Below are 17,780 nucleotides of genomic sequence, written 5' to 3' on the forward strand. Positions count from 1 at the left end.
AAAAAAAGGAGTAAGGGCACTGGCAGACGACCAGGTAGATAGGCCGGAGGCGGAAGTCCAGCAATGGATGGAGCTGACCGGTACTAATCGGCCGAGGTCTTGATCCAAGGTGTTACGGTTAGTTTATGTTGTTTTGAGTGACCTTAAGCAGCGAACCCAATCCAGAATGGATTGGTGTGAGTCGCAGACATTGTTAAATAGGTTTCGTGATAATGGCAGAGAGGCCACACCTGTTCCCATCCCGAACACAGCAGTTAAGCTCTCTTGCATCGAAAGTACTTGGCGGGCAGCTGCCTGGGAGGATAGATCATCGCGATACCTTTTTTATTGTTATTTTTTAAGTCAGATTATAAAATCTTCAAGATAATAACGACCATTAAGTCACACCCTAATCGGTCGACGCTATAAAATTTGCTATAGGCCCAGCATGCGCTGGGTCTTTTGTATAGGTAATTTGTCAAATTAAGTGCAACATTTTCAATGTGCGTTTATTTCGTAAATAATTTCATTAGGTGTTTTATAGCCAAGGCATTTTCGTGGGCGGTTATTCATCAGTTCAAGATAATACTTTAGCTCTTCATCTATTTGTGAGAAATCCATACCTTTTGGATAGAATTCTCTTAAATAATCCGTTTGCATTTCTGTTTGTCCCTTTTTGCCAGGCGCAAATATGGATCGCAAAAATATGTATTGCAATTCAGCTTCTCTTCGATTTTTTTATAACCGGAGAATTCTTTCCCGCGATCGAAAGTAATTGTTTTGACTAAGTCATCAGGGAAACCCTTTAATGCATTTATAATTGAGGGAGTAACGACTGCGGCTGTCCTGTTCGGAACTTTGATCGCAATATATGTTCTTGATTTGCGCTCTGTCAGTGTCACAAAACAAACAGCTGATTTCCTTTTATGGTCAATTCTGCCTGATTCAACGGTATCTCCTTCCCAATGACCTAACTCCGCACGTTTGCATACTTCTTTTGGGCGTTTCTCGATTAGTTCTACCACCATCATTGAACTTTCCTCTGTTTTCCGCGGATCTTTTAAACTTTCCTTTTCTTCTTAGGCGAGTCATTCTTATATAACCAAGTCTTTTTTGATGGATCATTCTATAAATCGTTGCCGTGGAAGGTAAATTGAAGTCAGTGGTTTTTCGGTTCGCTATTTGTCCGGGAGACCAATGATCTTCTATCTTAGATTTCACATAAGATACGATCACTTCATCTGCAATGGTCTTTCTTCCGCAATTACATTTTCGTCTTCGATAATTGTCTTGTGCTTTTGATGGCGTATAACGATTCATCGCATATCGAATACTTCTATAGCTGTTTCGTTTTAATTCTCTGGAAATTGTGCTTGGCCTTCTTCCAGGCTGCTTCGCTATTTTGCGAATTGATAAGCCCGAGGGATTTGAGTTGTGATATGACTATCCTTTTGCTTATGTTAAGATGGTTATAGTTCATGGTACTCTTCTGATATAAATGTTTGTTGGTCACTCACATTTTATCATTTGAGTCCATGGACTTTTATTTTTACGTGATGTTACGCTTAATATAATAATTTACTAGCATAAAATATTTCTCGAAATAAGTTAGACATTTCTAATAATGATAGTTGATTCTAACAAAAGAAATGGCTATAATCTGATATGGAAAGTATCATAAAAAGTTGTCATATACATCTAAAAGGGGGAGTAATAGATGCAGGAAAAGTATAGAAAAAATGATCTTACGTATAAATGTACAAATATTCAACGTGCTTATTTGCTTGGAAGAGAGTCTCATTTTGAATTGGGGGGGGTGTTCTACGCACGAGTATTATGAGTTTATTAATCAATTAGATATTGAACGCTTTGAATGGGCGCTCAATGAAGTGATTAAACGGCAATTGGCAATGCGGGAAATGATTGATGCATCGGGCAATCAATTATTTTTAGAAAATGTTCCCACCTATAAAATTGAAATATTGGATTGGTCTAGTTGGTCGGATAATGAGATCGAACAGGGACGAAACGAAATGAGAGGGCGGTATGAGGATGAGGTCATGCCAATCGCTCAGTGGCCCATGTTTCGTTTTATTTTCGCAAAATTGCCAAATCATGATCAATTATTATTTTTCTCTTATGATCTTTTGATTTCGGATGCCTTAAGTTTCACGATTATGTGCCGCGAAATAGAGAATTTTTACAATGGTAATCCATACATTTCAATGACGGCTGATTATACGGAATATTTGGATTACGTTGAGCAACGAAAAAACACAAAACGCTACGAACGAGATCGCAGATATTGGCAGGATCATATAAATGAAATTGCGCCGGCACCTAATGTCCCAACAAAAAATGGAGGAATTCAGGGAAAGGTTTTTCAGAGAAAAGAATACTTTGTCAAAAAAAGTAACTGGGCAATGATAAAAAAATTTTTGGCGAGTGAAAAGATTTCTCCGACGCATGCTGTTTTGGGGATTTATGCAGCAGTGATAGGCTTTTGGTGCAGTCAAGATCAATTCACACTTAATCTTCCGATGACGAGTCAATTAAGACGTAAAAATGGCATGGATCGAATCATGGGAGATTTTACAGAAAGCATGCTGTTGACGTTGCCAAATTGTGAAGTTCAGATTTTAGATTACATCCGGATTGTGATAAAGGCGTTTTATAAAGCCTATAAGCATATTGCATATGATGGCGTCGAAGTCATGCGCGATTTGCAGAAGGCAAAGGGAGGTCCGGTTTTATTCCCAATTGTTTTCACAGGGATGATTAGCGAAAACCTTGGTTTTGAAAGCATCGATTTTTTTGGAAAAATGCAATACGAAATCAGTCAAACACCACAGGTTCAATTAGATTGTCAAGTATTTGAAGCAAATGGAGAATTAAAAGTTGTTTGGGATTACAGACGGGAATGCTTTGAAGAAGAGCAGATTTCGGAAATGTTTGATGTATTTATTCACATCATTGAAAATTTGCCGCAAAAGGATCTTTATGTAACCCTTCCAGAACGTCAAAAAAATAAATGGGCCGCTTATAACAAAACGGTGGTGGATTACAGCCCAACGTGCTTGACAGATTTGATTGGCCTTCACGCGTTTGAAAAATTTAGGATTAGTGACTCGATGCAGACACTAGAACAAGAATCTTTTAGAACCTTAGCTTTTCAAGTCGCCTCGCTTTTGAAAGCAAAGGGGATAAAACGTGGAGATCGTGTTGCCATTTTGGGGAATCGAAGCATAGAAACGGTTGCTTCGATGTTGGGTATATCACTTATTGGTGGCGTTTATGTGCCGCTTAATCCTCAATATCCATTAGAAAGGCAACAAACCATTGTCAATAATTCAAGTTGCAAACTTTGTATTGATCAAGCATTTTTTGACCAACTTGCTCTTTTGGCATCTTTGGATTTTGAGGCTGCGGATATGAATCCTGACGAAGAAGCGTACATTATCTACACATCGGGCAGTACGGGAACACCAAAAGGGGTGGTGATTTCGCATGGAGCTGTTTGTAATACCATTTTGGATATAAACAAAAGATTTAATGTCAACGCGGAAGATAGGATTGTGTCTGTAGCGTCCTTTGGATTTGATTTGTCTGTTTACGATGTTTGGGGAAGCATTGCTTCGGGCGCTCATTTGGTTATTGCAGACAATACGACGGATATAAAAAGCCTTCAAAAAACGCTCATTGAAAAAAACATTACGGTGTGGAATTCGGTGCCGACCATGATGGGACTTTTAGTGGATATCATGGACGAAAATGAAATAAACGAAACATTGCGATTGGTTTTGCTAAGTGGAGATTGGATTCCACCGGATTTGCCGGTCAAAATTAAAAAACATTTTCCGAATGCCGAAATTATCAGTTTGGGAGGTGCGACCGAAGGGAGCATTTGGTCGATTTATTATCCGATTACCAGGGATTTAACAGAACGAGCGAGCATTCCGTATGGCTATCCATTAGGCAACCAGCAGATGGTTATTTTGGCAAAAAATAATCAATTGGCTCCTTGGGGAGTTGAAGGAGAAATTGCCATTGGCGGAAGAGGTGTTGCATTAGGATATGATGCGGATTCAGAAAAAACAGAAAAAGTTTTTGTGAATTTTTTACCCGATTTTGGCCGCATTTATCGCACGGGTGATTATGGGGTTATGGATGAAGAAGGCTATATGGTCTTTAGAGGAAGGCGGGATAATCAAATTAAAAGACATGGCTACCGGGTTGAACTCGGAGAAATTGAGCAAAACATTTCAAAAATTCCAAATATTCGTAAGGCAATAGTGACAGGTGGCAGTGATGGACCATCACAAGATGACAACATGCTTTTAGCCTATATTGTTCCCGAAGAGGGCACGCATCTCGAAGAAAGGCGTCTATCCGAAAAGAATAGCGCTTATTTTTCAAATAAAAAATTGATTTGGGAAAAGCAGCAAACTTTTCAAAATATCGCCGATTATATGAATTCCATGAATACGGTAGCGCTTTCGTATATGAATCGATTGTTTGATCATGAAATATCGATTGATGCGTTGAGTGAATGGATGGAAACTAAGGGATTTTCAAAAAAATTCGAAGGATTGCTGAAAAACTGGCTGAAAATACTATTAACTGAAGGTTATTTTGAAAAATCAGAAGATGGTATCTTAAAACGTTCGAAACTGGGCAAAGAAAAATTAGAAACACAAATAACGGAAATTTTTGAAGACGCATTTACGGGCATGCTCGACATCTTGAACGGCCTGAATCATTTGTCAATGCGCGCTTTGCAAGATTATTTTATGGATTGCTTTAAACAGCATGAACGCTTGTTGCGCGAAGAGGTTTCACCTTTGGCATTGTTTTATGGCGAAAATGATGAAGCCGCATTAGGGATATACCGCGATAATATCCTGGCGACTGAAATGAATGAAGTTTTATCCGAAACGATTGGGTTGCTATCGAAACAAAAAAAAGACGAGCCATTTAGAATTTTGGAAATTGGCGCGGGAACGGGTTCAACAGCAGAATGTGTGCTCAACAAAATAGATCGGGATCGCTGCCGATATGTTTTCAGCGATATCTCGGATTTATTTTTAAACCAGTCTTGTGTCCGTTTGGGAGATAAGGGAATAGACTATGTTCTGTTGGACATGGATCAAAATTTCCAGAGTCAAGGCTGTCCTTTTGGCCATTTTGACGTTGTATTGTTTTCAAATGCCTTGCATGATGCCGCGGATATCACCATGACGTTAAAAGAAATCAAGCAGGTTTTAAAGAGGGACGGTTGGCTCATCCTTTTAGAAACGACGAAAAACATGCCCATTCAAATGTCAACCGTCGGGTTCTTAGAAGGGCTTAATCATTGTGAAGATTTCCGAAAAAATGGCAGCGGTCCAATGCTTGATAGTGGGCAGTGGCAGAGCATCTTAAACGAAGCAGGCTTTCGAAATGTGGAACCATTTTTAGACACAGACGAACCAGGCGGATCGCTGTGGCTCAATCTTTTCTTTGCGCAGAATGACAATTTGCAGCTGGATATCAGCGCAGAAACAATTCAAACTTATTTAAAAAATCAACTACCAGGCTACATGATGCCGGATCAAATTTTCCGTTTAGAAGAAATTCCATTGACAATAAATGGGAAGATTGATTTTAAAAATTTACCCAAACCGCAACTGAAAAAGCGAGCAAAGAACAAAGTTGAACCAAAAACGGATATGGAAAAACGACTTGTTTCTTTATGGGCAACCTATTTAGATATTGAGCAACCAAGTGCGACAGATGGCTTCTTTGAGATGGGAGGAGACTCCATTAAATCCTTTGCCTTGCCAAAGGCGATTCAAGATAAATTTGGCATTGATTATTCGTTGAGGGATGTCTTTCGATGCAGCCGTTTAAATGAGATGGCGGAACAGATACGGCAACGGACGGAATAGGGGAATGATGTGAAGAAATTATTTTGCATCCCCTATGCAGGGGGATCCGCCAATATTTATTCGTCTTGGCGCAAGTGGCTTGACAGCGATATCGAGCTTATCCCAATCGAATTAGCTGGTAGGGGTTCTCGATGCGGGGAATCATTTTATACGTGTTGGGAATCAGCCACAAGCGATTTATATACCCAAATCACTGCCCAAATACAACCGGGTGATATTTATGGGATTTATGGGCATAGCATGGGGAGAATGAGTGTGAAGGTGTGGGGATCCAACTATGGGTCGAAAACGAAAAATTAAAGTTCAGAGCGCCAAAGGGCGCCTTGACAGAAACACTCAAGGGAAACATTAAATTACATAGAGCCGATATGATATCGGCATTAAAGAATTTGGACGCAATTAGCCTCGACCACAAAGGGGATGTCTATGAGCCATTTTTATTGACGGATGTACAATCTTCGTACTTGGTGGGGAGAGGAGATGTTTATGCCTATGGCGGCATTGGGTGTCACGCTTATATAGAAGTCAAGATGGCAAAAATTGATCGCGACAAAATGGAAAAGGCCTGGCACAGGGTTATTGGCAAACACGAAATGTTAAGAGCCCGAATCATGCGGGAAGGCTATCAACAAGTCGATAAAGATTTTCAATATCCTGAAGTAAAAGAAGTAATTGTCAATCAGGATCAATTTGAAAATCAAATATTATCGGTTCGAAACGATCTGTCCCAGAAAAATTATGAACCAGATTGTCCGCCACTATACGAACTAGCGATTAGCAGCACCACTCAAGACAGCGTAATCCATTTTTCGATGGATATGCTTTTAGCGGATTCAATCAGCATGGGGATTATTTTAAAAGACCTTCTGCATTTCTATGGAAAGGCTGATGGCGAAGTGGAAACTTTGCCAATCAGTTTTAGTGATATTGTTCGGTATCGTGAAAAAGATAAGATGAGGCCAAGCTCAAGAATAAAGCATGAGAATGATCGCCGGTATTGGATGGATAGAATAGAGACATTCCCGGACTCACCACATTTATTACTTCGCGATGATGCAGAAGCATCTCAACCTGTTTTCGATCAATTTGAATACCTCATGCCGGAAACGATGTGGAAATCATTTGAAAAAAATGCAGGTAGATTCCAGGTCACACCTTCCTCGGCATTGATGAGTGCATTTGCTAAAACTTTGGATCATTGGTCGAGCAACGATGCCTTTGTGTTAAATGTGACATTAATGATGCGAGAGAATATTCACCCGATGATAAATGAAATTGTCGGAGATTTTACGAGCAATGATCTTCTGGCCTACGATTATCACAATGAATCATTTGCTGAATGTTCGCAACAAATGCAAATGCAACTTTGGACCGATCTGGAGCATCGTCATTATGGCGGCGTAGACGTCATCCGGGAACTGAATCGCCAAAAATCGTTTCCTATTTTGTTTCCCTATGTTTTCACCAGCACACTAGGCATTGATAATTTGGATGCGGCAAATGTCGATGTACTCTATAAAACAAGCCAGACACCTCAAGTTTTTATTGATTGTCAGGTGTCCAAGTTACGGGGGAAGCTTTCAATTATTTGGAGTGTTAGAAAAGGTGTTTTTAACGAAGAGGCAATTCCACTTGTTTTTGAGGATTTCAAGAATTTATTGGACAAGCTGGCAGAAAGTGAAAAGGCTTGGGAAGGGCAAGATGAGGGATTTCTATCCGAACAAAATCCCTCATACAAAACGTATCGCGAAGCACTGAACCGGCAAGAAGAAAATTGGCGCATTGATTATGAGCCAGTGGATGTGCAAGGGTGCGAGTGTGCGCTACGCGATCAATTAGAGATAAAAGACGCAGCCATCGTTGGCGAAAAAAGGCTGCATGTATATATTGACCCAACCATCTCTAAATATCCAAATGATAGAGAAGCGCTCAATCAAAAAATTGTCGATGAAACGGGTCAGAAAGCAGCGGTGTTATGCGCATCTATTGATAAAGAAAAATTTTTAGAAGAATTATCTTTGGCAGATGATATCGCCATTCTCGATATTTATCAGACATTTAAAGACGTAGGTATTTTTGAAAAAGAAAATCAAATTTACGATATCAAAGCCATTAACGAACAATTAGCGGTCGTACCAGAATATGAGTCGTTAATAAGACGATGGCTCAATGCTTTAAAACGAGATGGATTTATCGTCGGAGATTTTAACAGCGGATTTCGAGCGGTATCTGTAGATTTGGAAGACAAACAGGCTCAGGTAAAATCCCGTGCACAAAAGATGACCATTCAACAGGTGGGAAGTCAAGGGATGGAGGACTATCTCATTTCTTCTGGTCATCATTTGTCGTCAGTGATTAGTGGTGAAATAAATCCGGTGGCTTTCCTATTCCCCGAAGGTGAAAGTGAAAGAGCGCACGCGATTTATCATGATTTATTTGCGGCTAAATTAATGAATGAGATGGCTTTATCTGCTATGGAATCCATCATGACGAAGAAAAAACATTGGCGGATTTTGGAAATAGGTTCTGGTGTTGGGGGGACATCCGATGCTGTCGTCCCATTTTTGCAGGATAAAGAGGCCACTTATTATTTCACCGATATCTCAAATTATTTTTTGCAGAATGCGAAAAAGAAATATCAATCGTATGAGAATGTCAAATACGCTATCTATGATCTCAACCGCTCGTGTGATGAACAGGGGTTTGAGCCGGGATATTTTGACATCATCATCAGTGCCAATACATTCCATAATGCAGAAAATGGCACAGAAGCAATGAAGTTAATGAAGAGGGCATTGTCGCCGGATGGATTTTTGATCTTCTTGGACTGCATTTGGGAAGCAAATGCCCTGTTGGCGTCAAAAGGGATGTTACACACCGGGAAGATTTTAGATTCGCGAGGAGCAGATAATCGAATTTTCTTTAACGATCAGGAATGGCGAAATATGTTTAATCAATCGGGATTGTCATTAGTCGATACTTATCCATTGTCCGGTGATTTTTTTGAAAAATCTACATTGAAATACTACACCGTTCAGTATCAGAAAAATTATGTTGTTCCGGAAAAAAAGGAAATTTTCGATGCCCTGAGTGCCTATGTTGTTTCAGAAAAGAAGATCAAGGAATTGACAATATCCCCTTATTTGCCACAAAAAAATAATCAAATTGATAAAACCGCACTCACTAAAAATCAATTAAATAGAACTGAGGAATCTATCAAAAATGATTATTGTGGTCCCCAAACAGTCATGGAAAAGGCAATAGCTGAGATCTGGCAGGAAGTCTTTGAATTTGTCAATACACCGGATATAGATGAAAACTTTTTTGAAATGGGTGGCGATTCCTTGGTAGCTTCTATGGCGGTTACAAAGATGCGCAAGCGGATCGATGCCTGTCATCAGCAGGAATGGAATGATTTGATGAATTTGTTATTGAAAAATAGTACCATTCGGTCATTTGCCCGTGCGCTCGAAACCCAATCATCCGAAAGCGAAGAAGCAATACCGGACTATGTGTTAGTTTATCAAAAAGGATCAACGGATCCCAAAAAGATATGGGCATTTTTAGTGAACGGTACAGGAACCATGCCCATTTATCAGCCTGCTTATGAAATTTTGAAACGACAAGTTTCGCCCGACGACATGATTGTGGGCTTGCATTGTGGCGATCAAGAAAAGTTTTTGATGATTGATCCCGAGAATGTGATAGCGGCAATGGCGAAGAGAAATGCTGAATACTTAGCCGATAAAAAGACAGATCACATCACATTAATTGGGCATTGCTTTGGTGGATGTGTTGCCGTTGAAACTGCGAGATATCTCCAAAAATTGGGATCTAATAACGTTCATGTCGCCATGTTGGATACGCGTTCATGGCATGGTGTCTATGATAATGCTTTGTTCTTTGAAAAAGGGTTTGGTGAGATGTATGGTGCCGATATGCGAGCGTGCGGCTATATAATTGACGATGAACTTCTAAAGAAAACAATGCGGGATTTTGAAAAACAAGCAGGCCGCCTTCTGACAGAAGACGAACTTTGCCATTCTTCTTTGGTGCCGGTGTCTATACGAGATTGCTTTTCAAAACTTCAAAAAGTTCCGGTTCGTACGCGCATCAAAAATATTTTCGATCAAGTGGCAACTCAATTGCCGGATGGATTTGACGAGACCTTCTTTATTAATTCATATTTTGTCTTTGAAAAGATCATTAAAGCCTTTACCGGGTATGTGCCGCAAGCACCATACGAAGGATCAGTAGACGTGTATCTGGCCAAAGATTTGAGTGGTTATTTTCTGTTGAGCGATGATGTCAATGAAATGGATTATGCTCGGATGGCAGTAAAGAATGGCGGCGAGCGTCATTGGGAGGAAGGTGATCATTTTGGCATCATGGAGTCTCCCAGTATTGATCGTATTATCACAGCATTGACATCAAAAATAGTGAAAGGGGGACTGGATGGAAAATAAAGTTGTTGGCGTATTGGGATGTGGTGGTGCAGTGGGGAAACCCGCTGTCACCCACTTGCTAAAAAAATATTCTGTATTGGGTGGGCAGCGTCACCCCATTGATTTTGGGAGCGAGTCCTTTCAATGGGTCCAAACAGATTTTGAAGATCCGCAATCTCTTCGAAACTTTTGTGAAAAATGTGATATCGTCGTCAATACGGCAGGACCTTCTTCAAAAATTCGAGATAGGGTTGCCCGATGCGCTCTTGAAGTGGGGTGTGATTATGTCGATGCATCCGGCGAAACAATCTTTTTGGATCGACATGAGCCGATTTATACGCAGAGCAAACAAGCCATTGTGATAGGGGCAGGATTTGAAGCCGGATTGACCGGATTGGTTCCATATAAATTGGTGAAAGACTTCGATCATGTTGACGAGGCTTTCTGTTATTGCGGGAGTCGGCAGAGGATCAGTTTGTCGAGTTTAGTGGATTTGCTGAATAGCTGTTTTATTGACTCAGGATTTGCCAATGCGTTCTATCGGGAAGGTGAGATTGTCCCGCACGTCGTGCCAGGAGAAGAACTTTTTAATATCTCCGGTTTTCGTGATGAAGTTTATCTGAAGCCATATGTCAGCAATGAAGTGTTGACGATGGCTAAACAATGCAATATTTCAGAGCTACGCTGGTATCATGCGGTCGCAGAGCTTGAAACCATGGGAATCATGAATGATATGTTCCAAAGCGTGAATCACGTGGCGGATAAAGATTTTCAATACGCGTTGGTGAAGCGCTATCAAAAGGTTTTTGATGCGATTACGAATACCCGACCATATTTCAATACCGTGTTTTACGACTTAAAGGGATTAAAAGACGGCAGACCAATCCGTTTGGGGACTACCGTTCAAGTGAAAGAATCCTATGAGATTTGTGGCCTGGTGGCGGCATGTACAGCAGAACATTTATTGAAGCATCCAACCTGTCACGGAGTCTCATGGGCCTGTGAAATTTTGGATCCGGATAAAGTTTTAGCCATTTGTTTGGAGACAGGGGCGATCAGTGACTTTAGGACCGTTTCGTTGGATATCAATGAGGAGGCTCAAGGCCAGTCGTTTGTCCCGCAATTAGAAGATGGAGAGATAGCATAATGAGACAGGAAGATTTAGATTTAAATGGCGTACAGCGAACAATGTATATAACGATGCTTGCGAGAGCCAGGGAAACACAAAGAACAGGTGCGTTGGTTACCGATTTAAAAGCGGTTGAGATGCAGTCAAAGATTAAAGATATTTTCCCGGTTGAAAAAGGAGATTGGAAATCGGAAACGGGTGTGATTGTCCGAACCACTATTTTGGACGAGTATATTCAAAATTATATTAATCAACATCCCAATGCCTGCTGTATTAATTTGGGGTGTGGCTTAGATACGCGATTTTATAGACTCAATCAGCATGATATCACTTGGTATAATGTCGATTTGCCAGGCGCCATTGAAGTGAGAAAAAAATTATTGGGCGAGGATCCAGCAGTGACGACTATCGCTGGCAGTATTTTAGAAACCAAATGGATGGAGGCCATTCATGAAGACGATCGACCGGTTTTGATCATCATGGAAGGCTTGCTCATGTATTTTGACGAGTCCGATGTCAAAAGAATCATGTCCATGCTCTATGAGCGTTTCCCGAAGGCCACCTTAGTTGTCGAGATACTGTCGGATAAAGTTGCGGGTAAAACGAAAATGACAAAATCAATCGAAAAGACGGGCTCTACTTTTAAATGGGGGCTACACTCTGGAACATTGCTACCGGTCATTAATCCACATATTTGCTTTATCAAAGAAATGAATTTGGTAGACCGTATGTATTTGAAAAACGGCATCTATAAGCTGTTATCAAAAATAAATGCGATTCGCAACCTGAGCAATCGCATTGTTATGGCGGAATTTAAATGAGTGGGGTTAGGCGTCAGCCGAAGCGCTTATTTATCATTGCTATTTTTGTCTGCATTTTTTTAATCATGTTGGGATTGTATCGATCAATGATGCCTCGTTTAGGGGCAGAGCAGTCCTGCGATACCAGTTCGGATGGCGAGAGTATAGCCATTAACGGCCATATCATGTGGATAAAGGTTCTTAATCGGGAAAGTAAAGCAACACCTATTTATGTCCTTGGAGGTGGGCCTGGCTTTTCAACGAATTATTTGGAAAAGTCGCTGCGATTTTTAGCAAAAGATCATCCTGTTATTTTTTTTGATGGTCGATGCAGTGGGCGCTCAGAATATACAGCCGATCTTTCAGATTGTACCTTTCAAAATTATGCAAAAGATTTGGAAGTTCTGCGCTCTCGTTTAACATCTGATCGAAAAATTATTATTTTGTCACATTCTTCTGGCGCAATCACGGCAATGGCATATGCGGATGCTTATTGGAATCAGCTCCAGGGTATGATTTTTATCTCTCCCGTGGGATATAAGACAAAAGTTAAATATAGCGATGAATACTTGCACACCGGATTTCCGCCTTTTAATCAGAAATACGCAAATGTTTGGTTTGAAACAAATTTGGATCAATTGTATGGTAAATATTTTGCTAACAAAGAGGTAGAAGGCGTTCTAAAAGATATACGGGTTAATTACGCACTGATGATGAAAAATGAGGGCAAGGATCACTATAACTATAAGCATTCTTTGCGTCAGATTCAGGTGCCGACTTTAATCATTTCCGGGGGAAAACGCGAAACGCCTATTACGGGGAGTAAAGAATCAAAAAAATTAGCCGAACTCATTGCCGGTTCAACTTATTATCGATTTAACCATAGCGGTCATTTTAGTTTTGCGGAAGAACCGCAGCATTTTAAAAGAGTTGTCAACCAATTCATGGCGCAGTTCTTTTAAAAAATAAAATAGAATTTGGAGAAAGAGGATCGTGGAAGAAAAAATCAAAGAAATTATTATGGAAGCATTGTGTGTGAATGAAGATGAAATCAGCGATAACGTTACGTTTGACGAATTGGGGGCCGATTCATTAAACATTATCGAAATTGTTTCTATGATTGAAGATGAATTTGAAATTGAAATTGAATTTGAAGAATTCAGCGCGATTGAAACGTATGGTCAAATGGTGTCGGTATTACAGGACAAACTAGCCGCTTAGGTGAGATTGTGTTCCCCGAATGAAAAAACCATCAATATCCCCAAGAGTCAGCTCCGTGAGTGTCACAGGAGCTGGCTCTTTTAGTATGGGTTTAAGCCAGTTGAGTGCGTAAGCGGGTTTCTCAGAAGAGAAAAGAGCACGCACGAAATAAAAAACTACCTGCTAAGCGAGTGGAAGGAAAAAGTTATACGAAAAGAAACTGCCCCTTCGTATAATGGTGAAGTTCAAGCTACCAGAAGGAAAGGAGCAGTAAAATGGCCAATCAATCGAATAGTTTGGCACACATGAAATGGTTGTGCAAATACCATATCGTATTCATGTTAAAGTATAGACGAAAAACGATATACAATCAATATCGGAAAGATTTGAGAGAAATGCTACAAATATTGTGCCGATGCAAAGGGGTAGAAATAATAGAAGGGCACTTAATGCCGGATCATGCACATATATTAGTGAGTATACCGCCTAAACTATCCGTGTCATCATTCATGGGAAATCTAAAAGGGAAAAGCAGCATAATGTTGTACGAACAATTTGGAGAATTAAAATATAAGTATCGCAATAGGGAATTCTGATGTAAAGGCTACTATGTAGATACAGTTGGGGAAACGAGAAACGCATCAGTGAGTATATAACGAACCGATTGTTAGAGGATAAATTGGGCGAGCAACTGACAATGTCGGGGCAAGTCCATTCAAAAGTAAAAAGTAGCAAAAGGGCAAAGCGACTGACAGATCATTTTACACGTTTACGTGTCTGCGAGGAGCATAAGGCTTTGTCCGACATATGTCGGAAAAAGTTTTCTCACATTGTTTGTTCGTTGTGCATTGGGGTCGAAGGTCGCAATGTTCGCAGTTGAATGGAATGCTTTTATATACTTGATAACCGTTGCGATCGATCGCTGCATCATAAGGCGTCTTATTGTTGGGACAGATGACAAAGCGATAGTATGGATCATAAACGCAGTCATATCTTTTAAAGAAACCTCTTTTGGTCATAGGTCGTTTGTAAGGCAGTGACGGGATACGGCCGTTATCAATGATTTGTTTGCAGATCCACGGGATTTTGTAACCGGCATCGGCTGTAACCACTCGAATCCGGGGATAATGGTTGGTTACCTTTTGATAGAGGCCGTCAAAGGCAACGCTGTCATGGACATTCCCTGGGGTAATGACTGTGTCTAAGATGAAGTTGTTGCGATCACAGACGGTGTGGGCGCTGTAGGCGAACACCACTTTGTGTTCGCCTTTATGAAAAATACCGCCTCCGGGATCGGTTGTCGATTCATTGATGAATTTCGTCCCCGGAGGCGTTGGTCCGTCAAATGGTTTTTTCCCATGGGTCTTACAGTCCCTGTGAAATAATAAAAGAAAAAGAGCCAGACGGCAAATTTGAAGTGAACCCCTGAGTTGGACAGCAGCTTAGGGGTTTATTTTATTTTCTGAGGATTTCCCGGAATCAGCAGTATTTTTTCCGGTATTCGCTGGGGGAGATTCCGTATTTTTGGTGGAATATCTTGCCGAAATAGCTGCTGTTGTTAAAACCACAGCATTCCCCGATTTCTGTGATCGATTTAGTGGTATTGAGCAGCTGGTTGCAGGCTTGCTGCAGGCGGATCAGTCTCAAATAGGCAAGCGGCGTGGTGTGCATTTGTGTTTGAAACACACGGTTGCATTCACGGACACTGCACTGAGCGGCAGCCGCAAGCTCTTTTAGGGAAAACTCTTCGTCAAAATGGGCATTGAGAAAAATAACCATGGTTTTCAGCCGGTCGGATGAAGGTTTTTCTTGAATATTTTTTCTATATTTCCGGGAAGCATCCAAGAATTCTATCCATAATCTGGAAATCTTTTCTCTGATGTAGATCTCAAAATAAGGTTCGCGCGCGGTGTAGAGCTTAAAAGCTTCCCGCATGCATGCGGCAGCTTTTTTGGAAGCTTCTGAATCTCTTTTAAATCTGTAGAGATAGAAATTTCCATTGGTTACGATTGGCCGCACGTATTTGCTCATGATGTCCGTGTTGACAGAACCGCCGAGAAAAGACGGCTGGAAGAGGTGTTCTTCAAACAGACAGCGGCTGCCGGGAACACCCTTGACCATATGGGCGATATCCGAATTAATAAATCCGATATCATTTTCTTCAAATCTGTAGACGGTACCGGGGACAGAATAATCCAGTGCTCCCCGGATGATACGAAAAAATTGCAGGGCACTATGCCAGTGCCATGGATATAGGCTGTCCGGATAAGCTTCTAATCTGCACAAATCCGAAAAATAAGAAAACTTTTCCGTATTCAACTGACTGGTTTCTTCCATGGTTGAAGGGTTAATGCTTAGATGACTCAATTTTCCGAATTTTTGCTCATTGGTAAAATTATCATAATTTAGAAGCGATCTATTATAGTCGGGGAAACCGGCCAGATCCTTATAAATTTCGTCTGTTTGCATATATCTCTCCGCCTTTCAGGGACCTATAATAAGTATAAATAAACGGTTACAAAAATCAAGCGAAAATTATCAATGATGTACAGGGCCCTTCGTGCATAGAAAAAGTATTGGTCTTAATCAATTTTGCCAGGGAAAAGGTGGTTTGGAGGTGAATGAATAAGAAAACTATTACTTGTTGGCAGCCCATACAATGGATGTGTTTTATGGAGAATAGTATGGAGAAGAAAAAGATCAACAAAATTGCCTTTTGGCCAGCAATTATCATTTTGCTTTGTTTTATCGCCGCCGGAATTGTCTGGACGGAGCAGGTTGGAGCAATAATGACAAAGCTGTTGTATGGAATGGCCAATTTCTTTGGCGCTTATATCAATATTTTGTCATTGGTATTTATTATTCTTGCAGTTGTATTTTTGATCGGCAGATATGGCGATGTGGTGATCGGAGGTAAAGAAGCAAAACCGGAATATAGTATGCCGTCTTGGTGTGCTATGTCGATCTGTTCCGGGATTGGAACCGGCCTTTTGTTCTGGGCGATGGGAGAGCCGATTTTTCATTATATGACAACACCGGCCGCGATTGCGGCGGCGGGATCCAGGCGAGCCGGTATCTTCGCGGTATCCCAGGCGATGTGGGATTGGAGTTTCGTTCAGTACTGCATGTATGCGATTTGCGGAGCGGCCTTTGCCATAATCTGTTTTAACCGCAAACGAAGCCTGTCGTTTGCTTCTTTGATCGAGTGCGCGACGGGTAAAAGCAATAAGCATCTGAATATGCTGATTACAGCAGTCGTAATTTTCTGTCTGATGGGAGCGACATCCAATTCTATGGGCGTAGGGCTGATGCAAATCGGTGCCGGCCTGGAAGCGGCATTCGGGATTCCGCAGTCAAGCGTTACTTGGCTGATCGCGGCGGTAGGTATTACCATCGTTTTCGTCCTTTCCTGCGTATCCGGGATCGGCAAAGGACTAAAATATATTTCCACAGCTTGTATGTATTTCTTTATCTTCCTGCTTGTTTATGTCTTCATCTGTGGAAACACAGAATTTATCACTAAGATCACATCAGAATCTATCGGATTTATGATAGACAACTTCGGAACCATGACAACCATGATGAATGCCATGGCTCCAAAGGACAAATGGTTTGCGGACTGGATCGTGCAGTACTGGTCATCCTTTATCGTGTATGCGCCGGTCATTGGTTTATTCCTCGCCCGCATGGGAAAAGGGCGGACGGTCCGGACCTTTATGCTGGTGCAGATCCTGGTTCCTTCGATCTTTTGTGTTCTGTGGATCGGCGTTTTCGGCGGGCAGACCATCTTCCTGCAGACATCGGGAACGCTCAACATCTGGAAAGCGGTCAACACATCCGGCATGCAGGCGACGGTCTTTCAGATTCTGGGAACCTTGCCGGGGAGTAAGCTGATCATATTGATGTTCCTAATTACGGTTACCCTGAGCTTTTGTACGTTGGCGGATCCAATGGCATCCGTTGCTGCGACGCTTTCTGTCGATGGCATGAATGCAGATGATGAAGCACCGAGGACGCAGAAGATTTTAGTTGGCTGTATTTTAGGCGGCACGGCATATACCTTGGTTGCCACGGGAGGTATTAATTCCGTAAGAGGGATGTTTACCTTGGTGGGGCTGCTGCAAAGCGTTGCCCTAATCCTATGCGCGATGGTTTTGTTTAAATATGCTAAACGTTGTTACCGATTGCCTAATTGCGGCTGCCTGGAAAAGAGTGAAGCGGAGATGACGAAAGAGGAAAGGGAGGCCGAAGAAGTGGAAGTCAAGAAAAATGAGTGGATGAGCATACGATAACGGCAAGG

The 17,780-nt window shown here is 41.3% G+C and carries 12 protein-coding genes, 1 rRNA gene, 1 pseudogene and 1 other annotated feature; of the genes and pseudogenes, 10 read left to right on the top strand and 4 right to left on the bottom strand.

Annotation, left to right across the window (positions count from 1 at the left end; genetic code table 11):
* Positions 1–11: 11 nt before the first annotated feature.
* Positions 12–95, top strand: a sequence feature (23S ribosomal RNA rRNA prediction is too short).
* A gap of 107 nt (positions 96–202) precedes the next feature.
* A 5S ribosomal RNA gene (rrf, locus tag HMPREF0721_RS00125) occupies positions 203–319 on the top strand.
* A gap of 301 nt (positions 320–620) precedes the next feature.
* Here rrf and HMPREF0721_RS12205 read toward each other — a convergent pair.
* Positions 621–1,010, bottom strand: a complete 390-nt coding sequence (locus HMPREF0721_RS12205; protein WP_006597452.1) for an IS30 family transposase — start codon at positions 1,008–1,010, stop codon at positions 621–623.
* A complete protein-coding gene (locus tag HMPREF0721_RS12745; protein WP_207635249.1) occupies positions 925–1,389 on the bottom strand; it encodes a helix-turn-helix domain-containing protein in 465 nt (154 codons plus the stop codon). The genes HMPREF0721_RS12205 and HMPREF0721_RS12745 overlap by 86 nt, the downstream gene beginning before the upstream one ends.
* A 329-nt stretch (positions 1,390–1,718) precedes the next feature.
* Here HMPREF0721_RS12745 and HMPREF0721_RS00135 point away from each other — a divergent pair, with 329 nt between their 5' ends.
* From HMPREF0721_RS00135 to tnpA, 8 genes and pseudogenes are all read left to right on the top strand, one after another.
* Entirely contained in the window at positions 1,719–5,906 is a 4,188-nt protein-coding gene (locus HMPREF0721_RS00135; protein WP_006597454.1) for a non-ribosomal peptide synthetase, read from the top strand.
* Positions 5,907–5,915: 9 nt separating this feature from the next.
* Complete coding sequence (locus tag HMPREF0721_RS11365; RefSeq protein ID WP_083798113.1) at positions 5,916–6,206, top strand: thioesterase II family protein; 291 nt, start codon at positions 5,916–5,918, stop codon at positions 6,204–6,206.
* Positions 6,170–10,372, top strand: coding sequence for a condensation domain-containing protein (locus HMPREF0721_RS00140; RefSeq protein WP_006597455.1), 4,203 nt, complete (start codon positions 6,170–6,172; stop codon positions 10,370–10,372). Before HMPREF0721_RS11365 ends, HMPREF0721_RS00140 begins: the two co-directional genes overlap by 37 nt.
* Complete coding sequence (locus tag HMPREF0721_RS00145) at positions 10,362–11,498, top strand: saccharopine dehydrogenase NADP-binding domain-containing protein (protein WP_006597456.1); 1,137 nt, start codon at positions 10,362–10,364, stop codon at positions 11,496–11,498. Before HMPREF0721_RS00140 ends, HMPREF0721_RS00145 begins: the two co-directional genes overlap by 11 nt.
* A complete protein-coding gene (locus HMPREF0721_RS00150; RefSeq protein ID WP_006597457.1) occupies positions 11,498–12,301 on the top strand; it encodes a class I SAM-dependent methyltransferase in 804 nt (267 codons plus the stop codon). Before HMPREF0721_RS00145 ends, HMPREF0721_RS00150 begins: the two co-directional genes overlap by 1 nt.
* On the top strand, positions 12,298–13,242 hold the full coding sequence (locus HMPREF0721_RS00155; RefSeq protein WP_006597458.1) for an alpha/beta fold hydrolase: 945 nt from the start codon (positions 12,298–12,300) through the stop codon (positions 13,240–13,242). Before HMPREF0721_RS00150 ends, HMPREF0721_RS00155 begins: the two co-directional genes overlap by 4 nt.
* Before the next feature lie 31 nt (positions 13,243–13,273).
* Positions 13,274–13,501, top strand: a complete 228-nt coding sequence (locus tag HMPREF0721_RS00160; protein WP_006597459.1) for an acyl carrier protein — start codon at positions 13,274–13,276, stop codon at positions 13,499–13,501.
* Between the two features lie 254 nt (positions 13,502–13,755).
* Positions 13,756–14,180: pseudogene (gene tnpA / locus HMPREF0721_RS00165) on the top strand (IS200/IS605 family transposase); the annotation flags it as partial.
* 61 nt (positions 14,181–14,241) lie between these two features.
* On the opposite strand, the gene HMPREF0721_RS12750 reads toward tnpA, so the two are convergent.
* Entirely contained in the window at positions 14,242–14,892 is a 651-nt protein-coding gene (locus HMPREF0721_RS12750; protein ID WP_083798114.1) for a transposase, read from the bottom strand.
* Between the two features lie 67 nt (positions 14,893–14,959).
* A complete protein-coding gene (locus tag HMPREF0721_RS00170) occupies positions 14,960–15,949 on the bottom strand; it encodes an AraC family transcriptional regulator (RefSeq protein ID WP_006597462.1) in 990 nt (329 codons plus the stop codon).
* Positions 15,950–16,164: 215 nt separating this feature from the next.
* Between HMPREF0721_RS00170 and HMPREF0721_RS00175 the strand changes: the two genes are divergently transcribed.
* The gene (locus HMPREF0721_RS00175) at positions 16,165–17,772 is read left to right on the top strand and encodes a BCCT family transporter (protein WP_242821837.1); all 1,608 of its coding nucleotides are present in this window, start codon (positions 16,165–16,167) and stop codon (positions 17,770–17,772) included.
* Positions 17,773–17,780: the final 8 nt, after the last annotated feature.

Origin of the sequence: Pseudoramibacter alactolyticus ATCC 23263 (assembly GCF_000185505.1) — a bacterium.
In the GTDB taxonomy this organism is placed as follows: Bacteria; Bacillota; Clostridia; order Eubacteriales; family Eubacteriaceae; genus Pseudoramibacter; species Pseudoramibacter alactolyticus.

Coding starts and splice junctions, on each gene's coding strand:
- HMPREF0721_RS12205 (WP_006597452.1), bottom strand. CDS start 1,010: ATGATGGTGGTAGAACTAATCGAGAAACGCCCAAAAGAAGTATGCAAA.
- HMPREF0721_RS00135 (WP_006597454.1), top strand. CDS start 1,719: ATGATCTTACGTATAAATGTACAAATATTCAACGTGCTTATTTGCTTG.
- HMPREF0721_RS00145 (WP_006597456.1), top strand. CDS start 10,362: ATGGAAAATAAAGTTGTTGGCGTATTGGGATGTGGTGGTGCAGTGGGG.
- HMPREF0721_RS00150 (WP_006597457.1), top strand. CDS start 11,498: ATGAGACAGGAAGATTTAGATTTAAATGGCGTACAGCGAACAATGTAT.
- HMPREF0721_RS00155 (WP_006597458.1), top strand. CDS start 12,298: ATGAGTGGGGTTAGGCGTCAGCCGAAGCGCTTATTTATCATTGCTATT.
- HMPREF0721_RS00170 (WP_006597462.1), bottom strand. CDS start 15,949: ATGCAAACAGACGAAATTTATAAGGATCTGGCCGGTTTCCCCGACTAT.
- HMPREF0721_RS00175 (WP_242821837.1), top strand. CDS start 16,165: ATGGAGAAGAAAAAGATCAACAAAATTGCCTTTTGGCCAGCAATTATC.